Origin of the sequence: Actinoplanes sp. CA-015351, assembly GCF_050955685.1 — a bacterium.
Lineage (GTDB): Bacteria > Actinomycetota > Actinomycetes > Mycobacteriales > Micromonosporaceae > Actinoplanes.
This window is the reverse complement of the sequence record NZ_CP192102.1, coordinates 5,313,686-5,335,799: the sequence shown is the minus strand read 5'-3', so window position 1 is coordinate 5,335,799 and position 22,114 is coordinate 5,313,686. Positions and strand designations below refer to the sequence as shown.

Here is a 22,114-nt window from a genome sequence, read left to right as displayed (position 1 = left end):
ACTGGCTGGCGCTCACAGGGGCTGGCTGGCTCTCACAGGGGCTGGCTGGCGCTCACCGGGGCCGGCTGGCGTCTGTGGCGACCGTGGGCGCAGCCGGATCGGGGCCGCGCGGGGCTCACCGTTGGCGGCTGGTGCCTGTGGCGACCGTGAGTGTCAGCTGGGGGCGTGGGGTGGCGCGGTGGGTTCGGGCGAACACGAACGCCCTCTGCACCATGAAGCCGGCGGCGAACAACGTCAGCTCGGTCAGCAGCTTCGCGACCGGAAGTGATCCGAACGTGCCGGCCAGGGCGTGCAGCAGCAGCACGTTCGCCACCAGGGAAACCAGGGCCAGGGCGGCATAGCGGGGCGCCGCGTACGAGTGTGGCGCGAGCGGGCCGAAGACCGTACGGCGGTTCACCGTGTAGTTCAGCGTCGCGCTCACCACCCGGGCCGCCACCGCCGACGCGATCAGGTGGCCGCTCGTCGTGACGAAGACCGCGAGCAGCGCCGCGTCCACCACGAAAGCCAGCAGCGACGACCCGGCGAACGCGAAGATCGACCCGAGCAGTGGCCGGTAGATGCGCACCGAGTCCTGCAGCGGCCGGAAGTGTGACGACCGGTTGCCGTCGAGATAGACCGTGGCGATCTCCACCTCCTCGATCGCGAGCCCTTCCCGGACGGCACGCAGCAGGAGCCGCAGTTCGTACTCGAAGCGGTCGCCCGGGGTCGAGCCGAGCCAGTGCAGCACCCACGACGGATACCCCCGCAGCCCGGTTTGCGTGTCCGTTACTGATCGGCCGGTGACGAGCCGGAACAGCAGCCGCGTGGCGGTGTTGCCGAAGCGGCTGCGGGCCGGGACGTTCCCGGTGAACCGCCGCACGCCGAGCACCATCGCCGCCTCGGTCACGGTGACGCGCGACGCGACCGCCGCGATGTCGGCCGGGCGGTGCTGCCCGTCGCTGTCGGCGCACACCACATGCTGCCCGGGATGCCGCGCCGCGATATGGGCAAAACCGGTCTTCAGCGCGAAACCCTTACCCCGGTTGTGGTCCAGCCTGATCACTTCGGCGCCGGCCTGCCGCGCCGCTTCAAAGACTTCCGTGTACGCGCTACCGCTCCCGTCGTCAACAACGACGATGCGATACCGCTGAAGATCCGAGCAGATCTGGACGAGCCGATGGTCGGGCTGATAGGCCGGAATGAGAACGATCATCGTGCTCAGCCCGCGACGTACAGGATGTCGCTGGTGCCACGCTCCTGGCCCTTGCCGAGCGGGTTGTTCACCAGTGCGTCGCGGAAGATCATCGCCGATGACCCGCCACCGTCCAGGTTGTACGCCACGGTCGCACCCAGCCCGGTGAAGATGTCCGCGAACTCCGGCATCGTCACGCCCCGGCTGTAACCCTTGCTGCGCCCGTCGACCACCACGAAGAGCAGATGGTTCTCGTCGATCAGGCCGACGCCGGTACGCGGCTGCTGACCCTGGATCGAGTGGTTGCCGAAGTTCGTGTCGACCTCGATCTGGTCGATCCCGTCGATCGCCTTCCCGCTCTCGACCAGGCCGGGCCCGAACGACAGGGTGTTCCACACGCCCGCGGCGAGCAGCTTGTCGGCCGTCGTTGTCGTCTCGTCGTAGAGCTTCATCGACCCGTCGGCGTAGAACGCGAGGCCCTGCCGGGCCCCGGAGTCACGGAACTTCACCCCGTTACGGATGACGATCCCGGTCTCCCGGAACCCGTAGTAGTCGCCGTTGATCGCGAGGACCGCGTTCACCGAGGAGGCGATCTCCGACGGGTTCGCCACGATGTTCTCGCCGAACTGATCGTTGGCGAACGCCGACCGTACGATAGTGGCGTCGCTGACCTGGACGTCCGCGACGAAGTAAGTGATCTTGTCGGTGCCCGATCCGGTCGACACCGTCTCGATGGAGATCGTCGAGGTGTCGCTGGACCAGGTCGTCGCGGTGGCGGTGCCGTCGCCGGCCGCCTCGGCCACCGAGACGTTCTGCGCGGTGAGTGTGGAGGCGCCGGTGACCTCGACGTGGTCGAGGACGTACCGGTCGAGGGCCCAGGCTCCGCCGCCGGCCGCGGCTGCCAGAACACCGAGGCCGCCGGCCAGGAAACCACGCCGGCCGACGCGGCGAGGGGGACGCTGAGCTGCGGGATTGGCTGTCACAAGGGCAAGTGAACTGCCCTATCTTGTGGCCGTTCTGTGCGTCACCCTAGGAAAGGTCGTCGATTTTGGTCAGCATCCGGCGCAGGAACTCCGGGGTGCGGCTGGGGTGTTCCGCCTCGATCGAGAGACGTCCGAACGCGGCTGCGTAATTGTCGACCTCCTCGCGCCTCTCCAGGTACAGGCCGCTGGTGAGGTGTTCGATGTAGACGACGTCCGGCAGTTTCTCGTGCGGGAACCGCAGGATGCTGAACGCGCCGCCGGCGGCCGCGTGCCCGCCGGACGAGAACGGCATCACCTGCAGCCGCACGCTGGGCGACTCGGAGATGTCCAGAAGGTATTGGATCTGCTCGCGGAGGACGTCCGGGCCGCCGATCGGCCGGCGCAGCACCGCCTCGTCGAGGACCGCCCAGAGCCGCGGAGCGTCCGGTCGCTCCAGGACCTGCTTGCGGGCCATCCGCAGCCGGGCGCGGCGGTCGATCTCGCCGGCGTCGGCCGTGTCGTGACCGAGACGGATCACCGCGCGGGCGTACCCGTCGGTCTGCAGCAGGCCCGGGACGAACTGCACCTCGTAGGTGCGGATCAGCTCGGCCGCCTGCTCCAGGTCGAGGTAGTTCTGGAACCAGGTGTCGAGCACGTCGCCGTACGCGTGCCACCAGCTCGGGGTGTTCGCCTCCCGGACCAGGGCCAGGACCCGCTGGTGCTCGGCCGGATCCTCCACTCCGTACAGTTGAAGGAGGTCCGTGACGTCGCGTTCCTTGAAGCTGACCTTGCCCAGCTCCATGCGGCTGATCTTCGATTCGGATCCGCGTATTCGGTACCCGGCCTCGTCACGCGTGACGCCCTTGGCACGGCGGAGGGCACGCAGATGCGCGCCGAGTTGCAACCGCCGTACGGTTGCCCCGCCGTTGTCGTTCTCGGTCACCCCGTCAGCCTCCCCTTCGGGGACCGGCGGTGCCCCCCACGTGCCGGTTGCGCCGATACTACTGCGTTCCGGCGTACCGGTTCCAGACGCACCTCCTCCAAAGTAGACAGATTCCGAAGCAGGAATGCCCGGAAATGGACATAACGCGGCCCCCGGTGCCGGAGGAGGTAGGTTCCGGAACCGAGGGCCGCGCGGGGGAGGGGTAAAAGCCTGTTGTCAGCGCCGCCCGCCGCGACCGCCCGCGGGCGCCTCGCCGGCGGTCACCGTGGCGACCGTGGTGGCCGATCCGAGCGAACCGGAAGCGGTCAGGCCGCCGGTGCTGGCCCCGGAAGCGGTGCCGCCGACGCGGATCGTGTACTGCTCGCCGGACGTGATGGCCGACGACGAGTAGACGATGTTCTGCACGGACCGGCTGGTCACGTACGTGGCGACCACGTCACCGGACGAGTCGACGATCTGCACGGTGGTGCCGGCCGCGATCGCGCTGTCCACTGTGGCGGACAGCCAGCCCTGCGCGGAGTCGGTGCCCGGCGCCACCACCATGCCGGAACTGCCGGCCGCGAGCAGGGTGCCGCCGCTGATCGTGAAGGTTCCGTTCACGTCGAGCGCGCCGTTGCCGTTGCCCTCCGGCCCGTTGACCACCACGGTGCCGCCGGTGATCGTAGCGATGCCGTTGGAGTCGAGGCCGTCGCCGTCCGCGTCGATCACCAGGGTGCCGCCGTTGATCGTCACCGAGAAGTCGCCGACCGAGTCGCCGCCGCCACCCGGGCCGCCACCGAAACCGCCGCCCTGATCCTCGGAGGTGCTGGTACCGCCCGCGCCGTTGACGCCGTCATCGCTGGAGACCACGTGCACGTCGCCCGCGTTGAGCACGAACTCGGCTGCTTCCAGGCCTTCGACGGCGGAGGTCACCTCGATGGTGCCGCCGTCGATGATCTGCGCGCCCTCGGCGTGCACACCGTCGTCACCGCTGGCCACGCTGACCGTGGCACCGGCGAAGTGGATCGCGCCGTCGCTGTGCACCGCGTCGTCGGCGGCGTCGACGGTGGCCGTGCCGCCTTCGAGGACGGTGATCACGCCGGACTTGAGGCCCTTGGCCGAGGCGTCGTCGGCGACAGTCGCGGTGTGCCCGCCACCCGAGACGACAGTGATGGTGCCGTCGGTGACCACGATGTCGGTGGACGCGTCCACGCCGTCGCCACCAGCGGTGACAGCGATGGTCCCACCGGTAACGTCGACGAAGCCCGCGTCGGCATCTTCGTCGTTGTCCGCCTTCAGGCCGTCGCCACCGGCCGTGACGGTGATCGTGCCGCCGTTCACCACGACGTAGTCCTTGCCGCGGATGCCGTCGTCCTTGGCCTCGACGGTGATCGTGCCGGACTCGATGAGCAGGCCGTCCTTGCTGGTGATCGCGTCGTTGCCGTTCCCGGTGACGGACAGTGAACCGCTGCCGGTGACGGTCAGGTCACCCGCGCTGAACAGGGCCGCGTTCACGTCGGCGTCCTCGGCGTACGACGAGGTGTCGGCGAGGGTGTTCGTGGTGCCGTCGGCCAGCACGACCACCAGTTGCTCGGCCTCGGTCGCGGCGATCGCGGCCGTGGTGGAGCTGGTGATGGTCACGCCGTTGAGGATCAGCGTGACAGTGGCGTCCGGCGCGGTCACCACGATCTGGCCGTCGGTCAGGGTGCCGCTGAGCGTGTACGTGCCGGCCGCGGTGATCGTCACCGTGGAGCCGTCGATCGTGACGCCATCGCCCGACGACGACGCGGAGGCCCCGGAGAGGGTGATCTCGGTGGCGCCGGACGTGCTGGACGATCCGGCCGTGTGCACGGTCTTGTTCGCTGCGAGAACGGCGGAAGCGCTCTGGGTGCCGTCCACGGTGGCGGACGCGGCGGCGGTGACTCCCGAGGTGCTTGTCGAATCGGAGGACGTCGACGCGTCGCTGGAGCAGCCGGCCAGCATCGCGGCGGCGAGAACGGCCGAGCTGACGGCGGCGACGATTTTTCTGCGCAGTCTCATGGGAGCCCAATCAAAGGTGGGGAGGGAATCAGGAGAATCAGGGAGTGAAGTGCCGGCGCAGGACGCCGTGCCACTTGTTCGCCGGCAGGTCGGGGCGCAGCGCCGCGAGGCCGGTGGCGTACTTGGAGATGCGGGACGGGCGGTGGCCGAGCGACCAGAGCAGCCGGTCGACGTCCGAGGCGGCGCGCGCCGACTTGGTCTCGACCACGACCGAACCCGGCATCCGCAGCGTCGAGCCGTCCGGGAGCGTCCAGGCCAGATCGCTGTCGACGGTGACCCGGCTGCCGGTCTCCGGGACGAACAGCGTCGTCCGGCGGTAATAGGTGGCCATCACCGGTGCGTACTCGTGCCCCTCGGCACAGATGCCGGCGCCGGCGAGCACCTCGGACGCGTACGCCTCACCCTCGGACCCGAGGCGGGAGCCGTCTCCGGCGTACGGAATCCGCTCCTTGACCGTGACGCCGCGCGCGCCGCGGGTCTTGACCTCGACGAAGTCGAGTCCGCTGTCCAGGTACGTCCTGATCCGGATCTTGAAGCGGCGCCGGCGGCCGTGCGCGGCCGCGTGGTAACTCTCCAGGCCGGCCGTGTCGAAATAGATCGACCGGTACGAGAACGAACGCCGGCCGTCGATCTCCAGCATCCGCACACTTGGCGGCATCCGGTCGAGCAGGGTGTCCAGCTCGGTGGCCGGGACCAGGTACTTCCGGTCCAGGCGGGTCAGCAGGGCGGCCTCACCGACGAGCTCGTCGAGGCTGATCGCGGGGAAAGCGGTCATCACGCTCATGCGGCGTTCACCCGCTGACGCAGAGCCGGCTCCTGCGGCGCGCGACCGGCGGCCGGCGCCGTGTAGCGGACGTCCACCAGGGTGCTGTCGTTGACCAGGTCCACCTGGCGCACCACCATGCTCGTCACCCGGCCACCGAGCAACGTCTCCAGGTGGGTACGCAGGGCGTCCTCGTCGGTGTACGCCACATCGAGCCGCAACTGCTGGTTACGGGACCGCTTGAACAGCGCCGGGTGGTCGCCGACCCAGAGGCCCGCGATGATCAGCAGCATCAGGCCGATCGTGGTCGGGGTGGGCGTGCCGCCGAGCCCGGAGATCAGGCCCAGTCCGAGCGCCGCGAAGTAGTACGCGATCTCGTGCTGGCTGATCTCGTCGGAGCGGAGCCGGATGATCGACAGGACGCCGAACAGCCCGAGGCCGAGGCCCGCGCCGACCGTCGTCGAACCGAGCACGATCGCGACCGCCAGAACCCCGATGTTGATACCGAGGAACGCGGTCACCAGGTCGCGGCGGCGATGCCGGGGGTAATAGACCCCGAACGTCAGGAGGGCTATCGCGATGAGGTCCACCGCGGCGGCGAGCAACGTGGTCACAATCAGTCCTTCAGGCTCTGTTCATCTGGTGTTCCCATTGGGGACCCGCGACCTGTTCACCACCTGTGAACGCCGTAAGGCGTTGATGAAAGCTGTTCTTAGACAACCCTTAGGGTCGCCCTGACGGCCTCTTAACCAGGCCAGCCACTGTTGCCACATGACCGCCACCGCCGCACCCGGAACCGCTCGAACCGCCGCACATCGCCGGCCACGCGCCGCGCCGCGATGGTGGAAAGACGCTGGTGGTGCCGCCGCCGGGCTGAGCCTGCTGATCGTCACGGCGCTCTGGGTCAACAACGGCGGCCTGCGGCAGATCGGCGACGGCGGGTCCACGGCGATCACCGCGGTCGCCCGGCTGGCCGGCCTCTGGGCCTCCGACCTGCTGCTGCTCCAGGTGCTGCTGATGGCCCGGATCCCGATGGTCGAGCGCGCGTTCGGCCAGGACAAACTGGCGCGCTGGCACCGGTGGACCGGGTTCACCTCGTTCTGGCTGATGCTGCTGCACATCGTCACGGTCACCATCGGGTACGCGGCCGGCACCACGAACGTCTTCGTCCAGCTCTGGGACCTGATCTGGACGTACCCCGGCATGCTGCTCGCCGCGGCCGGAACGGTGCTGCTGCTGCTCGTGGTGGTCACCTCGATCCGCGCGGCTCGCAGCAGGCTCCGGTACGAGTCGTGGCACCTCCTGCACCTGTACGCCTACCTGGGCGTCGGTCTCGCACTCCCGCACCAGATCTGGACCGGTTCCGACTTTGCCGGCAATGCCCTTGCTCGCGGGTACTGGTGGACCCTCTATGCGGTGTCAGCGGGGGCCGTTGTCGCGTACCGTCTGGCTCTGCCCGCCTGGCGTAACTGGCGGCACCGCCTGGTGGTCTCCAGGATCGTGCCCGAAGGGCCGGGCTTGACCTCGGTGTATCTGACCGGTCAGCGGCTCGGTGAGCTGCCGGTGCGCGCCGGCCAGTTCTTCCACTGGCGCTTTCTCGACGGCGCGGGCTGGACCCGGTCGAACCCGTTCTCGCTGTCGGCGACCCCGCAGCCGGACATGCTGCGGATCACGGTGAAGAACCAGGGTGACGGTTCGGCGCGGATCGCGACGCTGAAGCCGGGGACCCGGGTGCTGATCGAGGGGCCGTTCGGGAAGCTGACCGGCGAGTCCTATGCGGGCGGACCTGTCGTCCTGATGGCCTGTGGCATCGGGATCACGCCGCTGTTGTCGCTGCTCGGGGAGCTGCCGTATCGCAGTGGTGAGGCGACGCTGATCTATCGGGCGCGCAGCGAGGCCGACCTGGCGTTCGGCGCTGAGCTGGAGTGGTTCGCGAAGCAGCGCGGGGTGCGGGTCGTGCATCTGGCCGGGCATCGGGCGGGGCGGGCCTCGTGGCTCCCGGCGAGCCTTGCCGGACAGGCTGACGCCGACGTGTTGCGGCAGGTGGCGCCGCAGATCGCTGCCGCCCACGTCTACATCTGTGGTCCGGAGGAGTGGGCGGGGCTGGCTCGTGCCGCGGCTGTCGAGGCCGGGGTCAAGCCGGCGCGTGTCCACACCGAACTGTTCGCCTGGTAAGTCTGGAGATTCCCGAAAAATGCGACGAATTGCGTTGTGGTTGTTGTCGACGGTGGCGGCGCTGGTGCTGCTGTTCAGTTATCGGACGAGCACCGGGCAGGCGGTGACGCCCTCGACCGTGGCGGCCGCGCCGGCCGCGCCGGCTGCGTCATCGTCGGGCTCGTCGGGCTCGTCGGGCTCGTCGTCCGGCTCCAAGGTCTACACCGGCGACACCGTGCAGACCCAGGAAGGCGACGTCCAGGTCTCGATCACCGTGGCCGACGGCAAGATCACTGCGGTGACCGTGCCGGTCTACCCCGGTGGCAGCGCCCGCCACGAAGAGATCAGCGCCCGTGCCCTGCCGGTCCTCGTGCAGGAGACCCTGGCCGCGCAGAGCGCCGACATCGACTCGGTCTCCGGCGCCACCTACACCAGCGGCGGATACAAGGAGTCACTTCAGTCAGCGCTCGACGCGGCCCAGCTGTCTTGATCGTCGTACCCGGCCGGAAAAGTTGTCGTACCGGGCTGGCAGGCTAGAGGACATGCGGATCCTGGTGGTCGAAGACGACGCGGCGGTGCGAGACTCCCTCGCGCGGACCCTGCGCTTCGAGGGATACCAGGTGGAGACCGTCGGTGACGGCCGGGCCGCCCTCGACGCGGTCCGCACCGGCGAGCCCGACGCGGTCATCCTCGACGTCAACATGCCCCGGATGGACGGGCTCGAGGCCTGCCGCCAGCTCCGGGCCGACGGGGCGGTGCTGCCGGTGCTGATGCTCACCGCCCGTGACACCGTCGGCGACCGGGTGGCCGGTCTCGACGCGGGCGCCGACGACTACCTGGTCAAGCCGTTCGCCCTGCAGGAGCTGCTGGCCCGGATCCGCGCCATGCTGCGCCGGTCGGCGCTGTCCGTTCCGGCGGTTCCGGACGATCCCGGGGAGTGGTTGTCGTTCGGGGACGTGCGGCTCAATCCGCGTACCCGGGAGGTCTGGCGTGGCGCCAGATCGCTCAGATTGACCCGCACCGAGTTCACCATTCTCGAAGCGTTCCTGCGGCACCCGCGGCAGGTGCTCTCCCGGGCCGCGCTGTTCGAGCAGGTCTGGGGTTACGACTTCGGCGAGGGTTCCAACAGCCTGCACGTCTACCTGGGTTACCTGCGCCGCAAGCTGGAGGCGGAGGGTGAGACCCGTCTGCTGCACACCGTCCGAGGCGTCGGGTTCGTCCTGCGCGAGGAGCCGTTATGACCCGCTGGTGGCGCGAGCGCACGCTGCACGCCCGGCTGTCCCTGCTCGTCGCGGGCGCCGTGGCAGCGGCCGTCCTGCTCGTCTCGGCGGGCGCGTGGTTCCTGGTCCGGGAGATCCAGCAGGACAAGATCGCTGCCGAGCTGGCGTCCGACGCGGGCACCATCGCGGCAAACCCCGCCTACTGGCTGGCCGCCGAGGGCAGTCGTGCCGGTTACGGTGACGACCCCGGGTCGAGCCCGGCGCCGCACGGCAAAGAGCTCGGCCCCTGCTGGCAGATCCTCGACAGCACCGGAGCAGTGGCCGGCGGCACCGCCACACCCCTGCCGGTCACCACGGCCGCCACCGAGGTCGCGGCGGGCACCGAGCGAAAGCCGGTGCAGGAAGAGGTGACCCTCGGCCACGGTGACTACCTGATGCTGACCATGCCGATCAAGGGCGGGGGAGCGGTCCAGGTGGCCGTCGACAGATACCCCGACGACCGGCTGCTGACCCTGTTCGCGGTCCTGCTCGCCGTCGGGTGCGCGGCCGGCATCGGGGGTGCGGCGCTGCTGGGGCGCACTGTCTCGCGCGCCGGCCTGGCCCCCGTCGACCGGCTCACCGAAGCCGTCGAGGACGTCGCCGTCACCATGGACCTGACCCGCCCGATCGATGTCGCCGGCAAGGACGAGGTCGCCCGTCTCGGCCGCTCGGTCAACGCGATGCTGTCCGCCCTCGACGCCTCACGCCGGGCGCAGCGGGCTCTGGTCGAGGACGCGGGGCACGAGATGCGTACCCCGCTGACCAGCATCCGCACCAACGTCGAGCTCCTCCTCTCGGTCGAGCGCCGCCCTGAGCTGGCCCACCGCCTCACCCCGGAGGACCGTGCCAACCTCCTGGAGGACCTCGATGCCCAGGTCCGGGAGCTGGCAACATTGACCACCGAGCTGGTCGAGCTCTCCCGCGAGGAGGGCAGCCGCGAAGCGGTCGAACAGGTCGACCTGGCCGAGGTGGTGACCGCCGCGATCAACCGCGTCCAGCTGCGCGCCCCCGAGCTGACCTTCGCCGCCGACCTGCGCCCGGTCACGGTCCTGGGCCGCCCCGGCGAGCTCGAACGGATGGCCGTCAACATCCTCGACAACGCGGCAAAATGGAGCCCACCCGCAGGAACGGTGACGATCCGCCTGCAACCCGACGGCCCCGGCTTCTCGCGCCTGACGGTGACGGACACCGGCCCGGGCATCGCCTCGGAAGACCTGCCCCACGTCTTCGACCGCTTCTACCGGGCAGCGGCCGCCCGCTCGATGCCCGGCTCCGGCCTGGGCCTGGCCATCGTCGCCCAGACCGCCGCCCAGCACGGCGGCACCGCGACGGCAGCTCCCCGCACCCCGCACGGCACCGAGATCACCATCCGCCTGCCCGGCACCCCAGCCTGACCGCCCTCTTTATTACGCGTAACCGCCCTCTTCATTCCGCGTAACCGCCATCTTTATTACGCGTAACCGCCATCTTTATTACGCGTAACCGCCAGGCCCCCGCAGCCCTCGCCACCTGCGGCCCCTCCCGCCGGCGCACCCCGCCGCCGGCCCCAGCACCCCGTAACCCTCAACCCGAACCGAACCGAGCCGGCGTGATCCGCCGCGGCACCCGCCCCGCCTCGCCTCGCGCCGTCCCGCCTCGCCCCGCGCCGTGTCGTCCCGCGCCGTGTCGTCCCGCGCCGTGTCGTCCCGCGCCGTGTCGTCCCGCGCCGTGTCGTCCCGCCTCGTGTCGTCCCGCCTCGCGTCGCGCCGCGCCGTTCTGCCCTGCTCGGTCTGGATCTTGTGGACTTCCCCGCAGACGTGTCCCCGCAACTCCGCAAGATCGATCAGGCTCAGCTGATCTTGTGGAGTTGCGCGCAGACGGTTCGCCGAACTCCACAAGATCCGAGAAGCACCTCGTCGGAAGCGTGAAGTACCGCGTCATCACGTCTCGCCCCGCTCTGCCCCGCCCCGCTCCGCTCTGCCCCGCTCCGCCTGGATCTTGTAGACTTCTCCGTGAACGCGGCGGCGCAACTCCGCAAGATCGAACAGGCTTGGCCGATCTTGTGGAGTTACGCGCAAACGGTTCGCCGAACTCCACAAGATCCGGTGAAGCACCGCGTTCACCAAGTCGGAACTGTGAACCTCCGCGTCACCACGTGTCCGCTCTGCCCCGCTCGGCTTGGATCTTGTGGACTCCTCCGTGAACGCGGCGGCGCAACTCCGCAAGATCGAGCGGGCTTGGCCGATCTTGTGGAGTTGCGCGCAAACGGTTCGCCGAACTCCACAAGATCCGTGAAGCGCTGCGTTCACCAGTCGGAACCGTGCGCACCGCGATGGCCGAACTGTAGAAACCCGTTGCATAAAGCACCCAAGGGTCTCCAAGATCCGGCGCGGTTCACATGCTGCGGTTGCAGAGCGTCTACAAAGCTCGCCGGGCACCCGACAGCGAGATGCCACGGGCGGTCGTCCCGGATATTCGTGTACTTGTGGTCGATCGGCCGGCCGAACCGCACAAGATCTCCGGGCGGCGCCTCGTACCGAGAAGCCGCCGCGCCGCCACGCCGCCACAAACCCGTTTACACGGTCTCAAGCGGTGAAGGTCTGCTGAGCCTCAGGACAATCGCCCGCCCCGGTCCGCTCCGTCCTGCCCGGCCCGCGCTGGCCGACCGGTGTCGCTCGCTCGTGTCGCTTTGCCGACATTGCCCCGTTTTGGGGAAGCCCGTTGCGGTGCCTGGGTTCGGGTGCTGCGGCTTGGGGGTTGGGGGGTTGGGGCGAGGGTGACGGGGCGCCGGGGCGAGGGTGACGGGGCGCCGGGGCGAGGGTGACGGGGCGCCGGGGCGAGGGTGACGGGGCGCCGGGGCGGGGGCTGGGTGCGCCGGGGGGAGGGGCCGCAGGTGGCGAGGGGGGTGAGGGCTTGTCGTTAGGCGTACGAAAGGGATTTCAGGGATTTTAGGGCTTCTATGACGCTGGCGATGTGGGTGCGCATTGCTGTTTCTGCCGCTTTGGGGTCGCGGTTGCGGATGGCGGCGATGATGCGTTCGTGCTGGGGGAGGGAGGTTTGGGGGCGGCCGGGGACCAGCGAGAGCATGTACTGGTGGCGGACCAGCTGGCCTCGGAGGGTCTCGACGATGCGGTCGGCGGTGTGGTGGCCGGCTATGTCGCGGATCAGGGCGTGCAGGCGCTGGTTGAGGTCGCTGTAGCGGCGGTATTCGCCGGCCTCGACCGCTCGGCGCATCAGGAGGCCGATCTCGTCCAGTTCGATGGCTTCGTCGTCGGTGACGCGTTCGGCGGCGCGGCCTGCGATCAGGCCCTCCACGACCATTCTGACCTCGGTGATCTCGACCGCCTCGGCCATCGAGACCTTGCGGACCTGGGCGCCTCGGTTGCGCTGGACCTCGATGAGGCCTTCGGCGGCCAGGTCCTGGAGGGCGGCTCGCACGTTGAAGCGGCTGGCCTCCAGGCGTACGCAGAGCTGGGCCTCGACCAGGCGCTCACCGGGCAGGTACTCGCCGGCCAGGATGGCCTCGCGCAGGGCGTCGCGGACCTGGACGGCGGTGTTCGCGGCGCGGGCGGGGCGGCGCTCGTCGTGCGGCATGGATACCCCCGATGTGGTTGAACCATCAATCATGCCGGAAGTGGCTTTGTTCAGACAAGATCGTCAACAATTGCAGTGCCGTCGGCACCGGCCTATGGTTCGGAGCGGCGGTGTTGCGCTGACAAAATTGTCGACAAAGTTGAAGCGAGCGGGCGATGGCTGGTGTGCCGGTTCTGGTGATGCGTGGCGGCACGTCGAAGGGCGCATACTTTCTAGCCTCAGATTTACCGAAAAATCCGGAAATAAGGGATGAGCTGCTGTTGCGGATCATGGGCTCGCCCGATCCGCGGCAGATCGACGGCATCGGTGGAGGCCACCCGCTGACCAGCAAAGTCGCCGTGGTCAGCGCCTCACCAGATCCGGACGCCGATGTGGACTACCTGTTCCTGCAGGTGCACGTCGATCGGCCGCTGGTCAGCGCCGAGCAGCCGTGCGGCAACATCCTGGCGGGGGTCGGGCCTTTCGCGCTGGAGCGCGGCCTGGTCGTTTCCCACGATCACACCGCGAGGGTACGCGTCCGCATGGTCAACACCGGCGCCCTGGCAACAGTGCACGTGCCTGTCGCCGACGGCCGCCCGGTCTACTCAGGTGACACCGCGATCAGCGGAGTCCCCGGAACCGCGTCCCGACTTCTCGTGGAATTTCACGATTTAGCCGGATCTGTCACAGGCGCTCTGTTCCCCACCGGCAACCGTGTCGACCAGCTCGACGGCATCCGCGCCACCCTCATCGACAACGGCATGCCGGTGGTCCTGATCGAAGCGTCGTCGCTGGGCATCACGGGTCATGAGTCCCCGACCCGCCTCGAATACCACGAAACCCTGCGCGACAGGATCGAGAAACTCCGCCTGCTGGCCGGCGACCTGATGGGCCTCGGCGACGTACGCGACCAGACCGTGCCGAAGATGTGCCTGGTGGCGCCGCCGATCGACGGGGGAAGCCTGTGCACCCGGATGTTCATCCCGCATCGTGTGCACGGTCAGATCGGGGTGCTGGCAGCTGCGTCGGTGGGCGCGGCAGCGGCGCTGCGGGGGACCGTGGCGGCGGGCGTTCTGTCGCCGGCCCCGCGTGGTTTCGTGCGGCTGGAACATCCCACGGGGTGGTTCGACGTCGATGCCGAGATGGATACTGGGCGGACCGCGATCGTCAGCACCGCCCGGCTCCTGCTCGACGGCATCGTTCACCCTCGTTGACGACAACATTGTCGCCAATACTGAATTTTCCCTGAAAAAGGCCGCTCACCTGTGGTGATGCGGCCCTTTTTGTGCATCGACGACGCAGCTTCGTGATTTTGTTGACATTATCTCCGACGATTCGTAACGTCCCCGTTACGCCCGTCGGCCGCGCGCACCGGCCGGGCCCCATCTGGATCGTTGTTTCCAGGAAGGTCCCGGGTCCATGCCTGTGTGTTCAATCCCTGCCCATCTGATCCTGCGGCGACAGATGCTCGACGGTCACCCCGGTGCCGGTGAACGTCCTGGTCACATGCCCCGACGTGTAGACCCACAGGATCCGCAGCGGCTCGTCGCCGACATTGCGGAACAGGTGCGGGATCGGCGACGCGATGTACGTCGTGTCGTACCGGCTGAGCCGGGTCACCGAACCCTCGACGAGGACCTCGGCCTCACCGTCCAGGATGGTCACGTGCTCGTCGCAGTTGTGCGAGTGCATCGGCGCCCCGGTGCCGGCCGGGTACACGCTGATCCCGCTGGTGATCCGGTTCTCGCCGGCGGCCGACGTGGTGGTGATGAGCGGCGTCGTGGCGATGGCCCCGCCGCGATCGAGAACCTCGACCTCGGCCGACTTGATGATCACGGTCATGAGCCGAGCGTAGGCCGGTCTTGGCCGCGCGAGACGCAGCCTTACGTTGCGCTCGGCGACCTGTGAGGCCCTAACACCTCGTTGTTACGTTCCTGCGAAACACCCACCCCGAGTGCTCGGGATCACAAGCTAGAGGGCTGGCTGCCGATGAGACTTCCCCTGATCAATCCGGATGACATGACCCTGCGGCAGCGAGAGGTCGCCGAGCGCATCGCCGGTCGCCGGGGTGCTGTCCGCGGACCGTTCCGGGTCTGGCTGAACAGCCCGGAGCTGTGCGACAAGGTCGAGTCGCTCGGAGCGTTCCTGCGTTTCGACTCCAGCCTCCCGCTGCGGCTGCGGGAGTTGTCGCTGCTGATCGCGGCCCGGCATTTCGACGCGCAGTACTCCTGGAACGCGCACTGGGAGAAGGCGGTGTCGTCGGGGATCCCGGCTGACGCCGTCCGGGCCATCGCCGCACAGGAGACACCCTCCTTCGACAACGAGGAAGACGCCGCTTTTTACAGCTTTTGCACCGAGCTCCTGGAGAACCACTTCGTGTCCCCGGAGACCTTCGAGCGAGCGCTGGCGTTCTTCGGGCCGGAAGGCCTGGTCGACGCCGTCGGCTCGCTCGGGAACTTCAGCATGCTGGCGATGTGCCTCAACGCGTTCGAAGTGGACCTCCAGGCCGACCGTGAGCCGCCGTTCCCGGACATCCGCGGATACGCCCGGGTCGAGCGATGACAAGCGCGATGAAGACCGTGATCCAGGTCGACCGGATCTCCAAGAGTTTCGGCGGCGCCGCGGCTCTCACGGATGTGTCGGTCGGCTTCTTCCCCGGTGAGGTGCACGCCCTGATGGGCATGAACGGCGCCGGCAAGTCGACGCTCGTACAGATCCTGTCCGGCGCCCTCAATCCGGACTCGGGAACTCTCGAAGTCGGCGGGCACGTCCAGAACCAGCTCAACCCCCGGCAGGCCCGCAAGGTCGGCATCTCCACCGTCCCGCAGCGCCGCGAGCTGGTGATGAGCCTGACCGTCGCGGAGAACATCATGCTGGGCCAGCTGCCGACCAGCGGCGCGATGGTGCGCTGGACTTCGGTACGCGACGCCGCACAGGAAGCCCTGCGCTCACTCGGCATCACCATCGACGCGGACGCGATCGCCGGCGACCTGACCGTGGCCGAGCAGACGATGGTCGAGGTGGCCCGCGAGGTACGCCGGGGCGGCCGGGTGCTGATCCTCGACGAACCGACCGCCTGCCTCGGCCCGGCGGCGGCGCAGCAGATCCGTGACCTGGTGCTCCGGCTCCGGGACAGCGGGGTGGCGATCATCTTCATCTCGCACCACATCTCCGAGGTGCTGCACCTCGCCGACCGGATCACCGTGCTGCGCGACGGCCGGGTCACCTGGGCCGGTCTCGCGACGGAGACCGACGAGAAGGGCCTGGTCCGCGACATGGTCGGCCGGGACGTGGTGTCGCAGCGCCCGATCCGGCCGGCGCGGTCCAGCGAGGTCGGTCTTTCGGTACGCGGGCTCTGCGACGGCCGGTTCCTGGACTGCTTCGACATCGATGTTCGTCGCGGCGAGATCGTGGCGGTGCTGGGTCCGGCGGGGGACGCGCAGTCCCGGTTGTTCGACCTGTTGTCGGGGCGCCGGCGTTGTGACAGCGGCCAGTTCAATGTAAATGGAAAAAAGATAAGAAACGGCAAAATATCCGACTCGCTCGCCAGTGGACTCCGCTGCGTCACCGGCGACCGCCGCAGACTCGGGCTGATCCCCGGCCTCACCATCGACGAGAACGTGATGCTCGCCCAGGACCGGCTCGACAAACGCCGGATCCACCGGTGGAGCCTGCTGACCCGCCGCGCCAAACCGCTGCGCGAGCGCTACCGGGTCGTCTCGCTCGCCGAGAACCCCCCGGTCGAACAGCTCTCCGGCGGCAACCAGCAGAAGGTCCTGCTCGCCAAGTGGCTCGGCACCTCGCCGTCCGCGGTGCTGCTGGAGGACCCGACCAACGGCGTCGACGTCGCCGCGATGGCGGAGATTCACGCGCTCGTCGACCGGCTGGCCGGCGAGGGCGTCGCGGTGCTGCTGGCGTCGTCGTCCGCCGAGGAGGTCATGCGCCTGGCCGACCGCGTCGTGGTGGTACGCGACGGCCGGCGGATAGCCGAGTACCAGGTGGACCGGATCACCCGGGACGAACTGATCGCCACCACGCTAGGAGGAGCACTGTGAGCGCCGTCGCGACCCTGACCCGGCCCGTCCGGGTGGGAAAGATCCCGCATGCGGGCCTGCTGCTCGTCCTCGTCGGGATCATCGTCTTCGCCAGCGTGCGGACCGACTCTTTCCTCACCCCGAACAACCTGCTCAACGTGGCCCGCCAGGTCAGCGTCGTCGCGGTGATCGCGGCCGGCCTGACCCTGCTGATGGTCGCCGGTGGCATGGACTTCTCGATGGGCGGCAACGTCGCGGTCACCACGGCGGTGGCGGCGCAGATGCTCTCGCACGGATATGCAACCTGGCTGACCCTGCTCGTGTCGATCGGCCTGTCGATCGCGGTCGGCCTGGTCAACGGCGTGGTCGTGACATTCACCAACGTGGCGCCGTTCGTCGCCACCCTGGCCACCGCGACCCTGCTGGACGGCGTCGCCCTGCTGGTCATCAACGGGATGAGCATCTCGATCGACGAGCACCTGTCCGGACTCGGTAGCGGCACCACGCTCGGCCTGCCGAACCTGGTCTTCGTGGCAGCGGCGGTCCTGGCTGTGGTGGCGTTCGTGATGCGGTACACCTCGTTCGGCCGGGACGCGTTCGCGATCGGCGGCAACGAGGACGTGGCCCGGCTCAGCGGCATCACCGTCGCCCGGGACAAGCTGGTCCTCTACGGTCTCGCCGGCGCGCTCTCCGGGCTGGCCGGCATCATGCTGCTCTCCCGGCTCGCGGCCAGCAGTCCCGGAACCGGCGGCCTTCAGCTGCAGCTCACCGCGGTCGCCGCGGTCGTCATCGGCGGCACCTCACTGGCCGGTGGCAAGGGAACGATCGGCGGCACCATCCTCGGCGTCCTGCTGCTCGGTGTGGTCGCCAACGTGCTGAACCTGCTCCAGATCTCCTCCTATTACCAGCAGATCTCGGTCGGCGCGGTGCTCCTGATCGCGGCGATCGCGAACCTCCTCCAGTCTTCAAGGAAGCGATAAAAAATGAAATTTCGGATATTTGCCGTCGGTGTGTTGTGTGTCGTGAGCCTCAGCGCCTGTAGCGACAACGCCGCCGCGTCGGACGAGATCACCCTCGGCTTCGTCAACGGCGCGAACACCGAGTTCCACACCTGCCTGCAGCGTGCCGTCGAGTCCGAGGCGAAGACCGAGGGCGCCGAGCTGATCACCGCGAACTCCAAACAGGACCCCGGCACCGAGCTCAACAACATCGAGGACATGATCTCGCGCAACGTCGACGCGCTGATCGTGCAGACGGTGAACGTCGACGCTCTGAAGAACGACATCACCAAGGCCAAGAACGCCGGCATCCCGATCTTCCTGACCTCGGTGATCACCAGCGACACCTCGGACATCCTCGGCGCGGTCGTGGTCGACCTGAAGCAGGTCGGCGCCCTCGACGCCGGTTACGTCGCGAAGGACGCCGGCGACGCACAGGTCGAGGCCGGGATCATCGCCGGCGCGCCCGGTGCCGCCAGCGACCTGTTGGTCAGCGGCTTCACCGACGCCCTGCCGCCCACCGTCAGCGTGGTCGCGAACCAGCCCGGCATGTTCAACCGGGCCAAGGCCCAGGACGTCGCCGAGAACATGATCCAGGCCCACCCCAATCTTGCGTACGCCTTCGTCGCGAACGAGGAGATGGCGTTCGGCGCTCTGCAGGCGTTCCAGGCGGCCGGCAAGAACGTCAAGATCGTCACTACGAACGGCACCGACGAGGGCCTGGCCGCGGTGAAGGACGGCCGGTTCGCGGCGACGGTGTCGAACTCCGCGACGGCCACCGGTCAGCTCGCCGTGAAGAACGCGATCACGTTGCTCAACAAGGGCACGGCGGAACGGATCGCGAACACCCCGATCAAGCTGATCACCAAGGACAACCTGGCCGAGGCGCCGCAGTACTGCCTCGAGGGCTGATTCCGGAATTCGCACGAAGGAGGCTCGGTGGATCGCATTCTCGTCATGCGCAGCTTCGTCACGGTTGCCAAGATCGGCAGCTTCAGCGGCGCCGCGAAACAGCTGGGCACGTCGGGTTCGCTGATCTCCCGGCACGTCGCCGACCTGGAAAAACAGCTGGGTGTGCACCTCGTCAACCGGACCGCGCGATCGGTCAGCCTGACCGAACCGGGCCAGCGGTACAGCGAGTTCGCCCAGCGGATCCTCGACGAGATCGACGAGGAGGACTCCCGGATCGCGGAGCTGCACGACCGCCCCGAGGGTCCCCTCTCGATCATCTGTCCGAAATGGATCGGCGGCCTGGACCTCGGTGACGCGATCGCCGAGTTCTCGGTCGCCCATCCGAAGATCGCGGTGCGGTTCGAGCTCGGCGGCATGTCGGACCGCACCTACGACTTCCTCGACTCCGGATTCGACGTCGCGTTCCACACCCGTGACCTGCGGGACTCAAGTGTGCGGCTGAAACGGATCGCGTCGCTGCCGTTCGTGCTCTGTGCCGCCGATGCGTACATCGAGAAGCACGGGCTGCTCACCGATCCGAACGCGCTCAGCGACCACGACTGCCTCGTGCACGTGAACGACCCGGTGTGGCGGATCGGGCACGGGCACTCCAGCACCCTGCACAAGATCCGGAACATCGGGTTCCAGTCGAACTCGTACATCGCGCTGCACAAGGCGGCTGTGCACGGGCGGGGGATCGCGCTGTTGCCCACGCGATCGGCGTACGACGATCTGGTCGACGGGAAACTGCGGGTGCTGCTGCCCGAGCTGCCGGTGCCGAGTCGTTCGCTCTACGCCATCTACGGTCCGGCGCCGCAGGCCCCGCGCAAGGTCGAGGTGTTCCTCGGTTACCTCACCAAATGGTTCGCCGAGAATCCGCTGCCGGTGTTCGAACGCAGCTTGCAATAAAGGCTTGCGAAATCACGGGGGCTCGACAAGCCGCATCCACTTCTAGGCTTCTTCCGACACCCCAGAAAGGTAGGCGGCGGTGGGAATCCAGCGCATCGAGTCGGTGATTTACACCGTCGATGACCTCGACACGAACGTTCGCTTCTTCACGGATTTCGGGCTGACCCCGGTCTCCCGCGACGCGACGAGCGCGGTCTTCGAGACCAGAATCAAACAGACCCTTCTTCTGTACGCGGAAACGAAGCCGGACCTGCCGCCCCCGGTGGAATCGGGCCCGACTCTCCGGGAAATCGTCTGGGGTGTCGACACCCCGGCCGAGCTGTCCCGGCTGGCGAAGAAGGCGGGCGCGGAACGGGAGACCCCGGACGGCGTGCTGCACACCGTCGACCACACCGGTTTCGGGGTGGGCCTCACGGTGGTGCGTTCGTCGGAACTGGAGCACGAACCACCTCGGCGGGCCAACAAATCCGGCTACGTGAACCGGGTCAACGAAGCCCTCGGCCCGGTCGGCCAGGTACGCCCGATCCGGATGTGCCACGTCGCGCTGAACATCCCCAAGGAAGGCCGCGAGGAGGCGGTGGCGTTCTACACCGGCCGCCTCGAGTTCATCCCGACCGACGTGGTCAAGCCGATGGGCGTCTTCATGCGTGTCGAGGGCGACGCCGACCAGCACAACTTCCTGCTCTGCCACCGGCCGGACAAAGCCGGCGTGAACCACGTGTCCTATGAGGTCGACGGCTTCGACGACGTCATCGAGGGCGGCAACCACATGATCGCCCAGGGCTGGCAGGAGGCCCGCAAGCTGGGCCGGCACACGGTCGGCTCCAACGTCTTCCGGTTCGTGCACGCGCCGTGCGGCGGGCGGGTCGAGCTCGCCGCCGACATGGACCGGATCGACGCCTCCTACGGCACCCGGGTGCACGAGACGACGCCGCCGCATCACATCTGGACTCTGCGTACCAACCGGGAGAGCAGCTCATGAGTCTCTACATCGACGGGTCCTTTCTCACCGATCGGCCAACGGCACCGGTGCTCAACCCGGCGACCGAGGAGGTGATCGGCCAGGTTCCGCTGGCGACTCCGGAGGACATCGACCGAGCGATCGCGGCCGCCGTCCGCGGCTTCGCCGTCTGGCGAAAGACCCCGATCGCCGAGCGCACCCGGATCCTGCTCAAGGCCGCTGACCTGCTCGTCTCCCGGGCCGATCACGTCGCTCGGGTGATGACATGCGAGCAGGGCAAGCCTCTTGCCGAGGCACGCGGCGAGGTGCTGCGGGTCGCCGGAGCGCTGCGCTGGGACGCCGAGGACGCCCGCCGGGCGTACGGAAGAATCATCCCGTCGGCAGGGGACACCGTCCTGAGCGTGCGGCACGAACCGGTCGGGCCGGTCGCCGCGTTCACCCCGTGGAATTTCCCGGCGGGCTCGCCGATGCGCAAACTCGCCGGCGCCCTCTCGGCCGGCTGCTCGATCGTCATCAAGGCCTCCGAGGAGACGCCCGGCACGGCCGTCGAGATCGTTCGCTGCTTCGCCGAGGCGGGTCTGCCCGCGGGTGCGCTCAACCTGGTCTTCGGCGATCCGGCCGAGGTGTCGCGGCACCTCATCGCGTCGCCGGACATCCGGCTTGTCGCGTTCACCGGCTCGATCCCGGTCGGCAAGCTCCTCGCGGCACAGGCCGGCGCCGCGATGAAGCCGGCGCTGATGGAACTCGGCGGCCACGCCCCGGTGATCGTCTGCGCGGACGCCGATCCGGTTCAGGCAGCGCGGAAGTCGGTCGCCGCGAAGTTCGCGAACGCCGGGCAGGTGTGCACGTCACCGAGCCGATTCCTGGTGCACGTCTCGATTTATGACCGGTTCGTCGAGGAATTTCGTGCGCAAGTCTCCAAGATCGTCGTCGGTGACGGCCTGACCGAGGGCGTCACGATGGGCCCGCTCGCCAACGAGCGCCGGCTCAAGGCCATGGAAGAGCTGGTCGCCGACGCGGTCAGCCGCGGTGCCACGCTGCTGACCGGCGGCGAGCGGCTCGACCGGGCCGGATACTTCTTCGCGCCCACCGTGCTGACCGGGGTTCCCGGCGACGCGCGGGTCATGCGGGAGGAGCCGTTCGGCCCGATCGCGCCGATCAACTCCTTCACCGATCTGGATGACGCGCTGCGCATCGCGAACGAGCTGCCCTACGGGCTCGCCGCCTATGGCTTCACCCGGTCCTCGAAGACCGCCGAGAAGCTGATCAGCGGCCTGGAAGCCGGCATCCTGTCGATCAACCACTGTGGTGGGTCGGTGCACGAGGCGCCGTCCGGCGGGGTCAAGTCCAGCGGGTACGGCAAGGAGGGCGGGCCCGAGGGGCTGGAGGCCTACCTGATCACCAAGCGCGTCTCGCACCTGCTGGTGGACTGACGTGC

General features: G+C 68.5%; 20 protein-coding genes. 12 read left to right on the top strand and 8 right to left on the bottom strand.

All coding sequences use genetic code 11. The features are described from left to right. Positions 1-115: 115 nt before the first annotated feature. From ACQP2E_RS24490 to ACQP2E_RS24465, 6 genes are all read right to left on the bottom strand, one after another. Positions 116-1,192: a glycosyltransferase gene (locus tag ACQP2E_RS24490; RefSeq protein ID WP_433825280.1), complete on the bottom strand. Its 1,077-nt coding sequence runs from the start codon at positions 1,190-1,192 to the stop codon at positions 116-118. A gap of 5 nt (positions 1,193-1,197) precedes the next feature. Beyond that, positions 1,198-2,154 (bottom strand): phosphodiester glycosidase family protein, encoded by a 957-nt coding sequence (locus ACQP2E_RS24485; protein WP_433825279.1) that lies wholly within the window; start codon positions 2,152-2,154, stop codon positions 1,198-1,200. A 46-nt stretch (positions 2,155-2,200) separates the two neighbouring features. Beyond that, positions 2,201-3,076 (bottom strand): helix-turn-helix domain-containing protein, encoded by an 876-nt coding sequence (locus ACQP2E_RS24480; RefSeq protein WP_433825278.1) that lies wholly within the window; start codon positions 3,074-3,076, stop codon positions 2,201-2,203. A 216-nt stretch (positions 3,077-3,292) separates the two neighbouring features. Next, positions 3,293-5,095, bottom strand: a complete 1,803-nt coding sequence (locus ACQP2E_RS24475) for a carbohydrate-binding domain-containing protein (RefSeq protein ID WP_433825277.1) — start codon at positions 5,093-5,095, stop codon at positions 3,293-3,295. 37 nt (positions 5,096-5,132) lie between these two features. Further along, positions 5,133-5,879: a polyphosphate polymerase domain-containing protein gene (locus ACQP2E_RS24470; RefSeq protein WP_433825276.1), complete on the bottom strand. Its 747-nt coding sequence runs from the start codon at positions 5,877-5,879 to the stop codon at positions 5,133-5,135. After that, a complete protein-coding gene (locus ACQP2E_RS24465; protein WP_433825275.1) occupies positions 5,876-6,472 on the bottom strand; it encodes a DUF4956 domain-containing protein in 597 nt (198 codons plus the stop codon). The genes ACQP2E_RS24470 and ACQP2E_RS24465 overlap by 4 nt, the downstream gene beginning before the upstream one ends. Before the next feature lie 157 nt (positions 6,473-6,629). On the opposite strand from ACQP2E_RS24465, the gene ACQP2E_RS24460 reads away from it, so the two are divergent. Genes ACQP2E_RS24460 through ACQP2E_RS24445 form a run of 4 tightly spaced genes read left to right on the top strand, consistent with a single transcriptional unit; the run spans position 6,630 to position 10,665 of the window. Next, positions 6,630-8,033 (top strand): ferredoxin reductase family protein, encoded by a 1,404-nt coding sequence (locus tag ACQP2E_RS24460; RefSeq protein WP_433825274.1) that lies wholly within the window; start codon positions 6,630-6,632, stop codon positions 8,031-8,033. Between the two features lie 19 nt (positions 8,034-8,052). Next, on the top strand, positions 8,053-8,502 hold the full coding sequence (locus ACQP2E_RS24455; protein ID WP_433825273.1) for an FMN-binding protein: 450 nt from the start codon (positions 8,053-8,055) through the stop codon (positions 8,500-8,502). A 52-nt stretch (positions 8,503-8,554) separates the two neighbouring features. Continuing rightward, a complete protein-coding gene (locus tag ACQP2E_RS24450) occupies positions 8,555-9,253 on the top strand; it encodes a response regulator transcription factor (RefSeq protein ID WP_111647925.1) in 699 nt (232 codons plus the stop codon). Next, positions 9,250-10,665, top strand: coding sequence for a HAMP domain-containing sensor histidine kinase (locus tag ACQP2E_RS24445; protein WP_433825272.1), 1,416 nt, complete (start codon positions 9,250-9,252; stop codon positions 10,663-10,665). Before ACQP2E_RS24450 ends, ACQP2E_RS24445 begins: the two co-directional genes overlap by 4 nt. A 1,504-nt stretch (positions 10,666-12,169) precedes the next feature. On the opposite strand, the gene ACQP2E_RS24440 is transcribed toward ACQP2E_RS24445, so the two are convergent. Further along, positions 12,170-12,844, bottom strand: a complete 675-nt coding sequence (locus tag ACQP2E_RS24440) for a GntR family transcriptional regulator (RefSeq protein ID WP_433825271.1) — start codon at positions 12,842-12,844, stop codon at positions 12,170-12,172. Positions 12,845-12,999: 155 nt separating this feature from the next. On the opposite strand from ACQP2E_RS24440, the gene ACQP2E_RS24435 reads away from it, so the two are divergent. Further along, positions 13,000-14,037: a 4-oxalomesaconate tautomerase gene (locus ACQP2E_RS24435; protein ID WP_433825270.1), complete on the top strand. Its 1,038-nt coding sequence runs from the start codon at positions 13,000-13,002 to the stop codon at positions 14,035-14,037. 217 nt (positions 14,038-14,254) lie between these two features. Here the strand turns inward: ACQP2E_RS24435 and ACQP2E_RS24430 are convergent, their stop codons facing one another. After that, complete coding sequence (locus ACQP2E_RS24430) at positions 14,255-14,665, bottom strand: cupin domain-containing protein (RefSeq protein WP_433825269.1); 411 nt, start codon at positions 14,663-14,665, stop codon at positions 14,255-14,257. 147 nt (positions 14,666-14,812) lie between these two features. Here ACQP2E_RS24430 and ACQP2E_RS24425 point away from each other — a divergent pair, with 147 nt between their 5' ends. The 7 genes from ACQP2E_RS24425 to ACQP2E_RS24395 all read left to right on the top strand — a co-directional run bounded on the left by ACQP2E_RS24425 (position 14,813) and on the right by ACQP2E_RS24395 (position 22,109). Beyond that, positions 14,813-15,385 carry a carboxymuconolactone decarboxylase family protein gene (locus tag ACQP2E_RS24425; RefSeq protein WP_433825268.1) on the top strand — a complete coding sequence of 191 codons (573 nt, stop codon included), beginning with the start codon at positions 14,813-14,815 and terminating at the stop codon, positions 15,383-15,385. Then, positions 15,382-16,878: a sugar ABC transporter ATP-binding protein gene (locus ACQP2E_RS24420; protein WP_433825267.1), complete on the top strand. Its 1,497-nt coding sequence runs from the start codon at positions 15,382-15,384 to the stop codon at positions 16,876-16,878. The genes ACQP2E_RS24425 and ACQP2E_RS24420 overlap by 4 nt, the downstream gene beginning before the upstream one ends. Then, complete coding sequence (locus ACQP2E_RS24415) at positions 16,875-17,837, top strand: ABC transporter permease (RefSeq protein ID WP_433825266.1); 963 nt, start codon at positions 16,875-16,877, stop codon at positions 17,835-17,837. Before ACQP2E_RS24420 ends, ACQP2E_RS24415 begins: the two co-directional genes overlap by 4 nt. Before the next feature lie 42 nt (positions 17,838-17,879). Further along, positions 17,880-18,767 carry a sugar ABC transporter substrate-binding protein gene (locus tag ACQP2E_RS24410; RefSeq protein ID WP_433825265.1) on the top strand — a complete coding sequence of 296 codons (888 nt, stop codon included), beginning with the start codon at positions 17,880-17,882 and terminating at the stop codon, positions 18,765-18,767. Positions 18,768-18,794: 27 nt separating this feature from the next. After that, positions 18,795-19,715, top strand: coding sequence for a LysR family transcriptional regulator (locus ACQP2E_RS24405; RefSeq protein WP_433825264.1), 921 nt, complete (start codon positions 18,795-18,797; stop codon positions 19,713-19,715). Between the two features lie 79 nt (positions 19,716-19,794). Next, entirely contained in the window at positions 19,795-20,697 is a 903-nt protein-coding gene (locus ACQP2E_RS24400) for a VOC family protein (RefSeq protein WP_433825263.1), read from the top strand. Further along, positions 20,694-22,109, top strand: a complete 1,416-nt coding sequence (locus tag ACQP2E_RS24395; RefSeq protein WP_433825262.1) for an NAD-dependent succinate-semialdehyde dehydrogenase — start codon at positions 20,694-20,696, stop codon at positions 22,107-22,109. The genes ACQP2E_RS24400 and ACQP2E_RS24395 overlap by 4 nt, the downstream gene beginning before the upstream one ends. Positions 22,110-22,114: the final 5 nt, after the last annotated feature.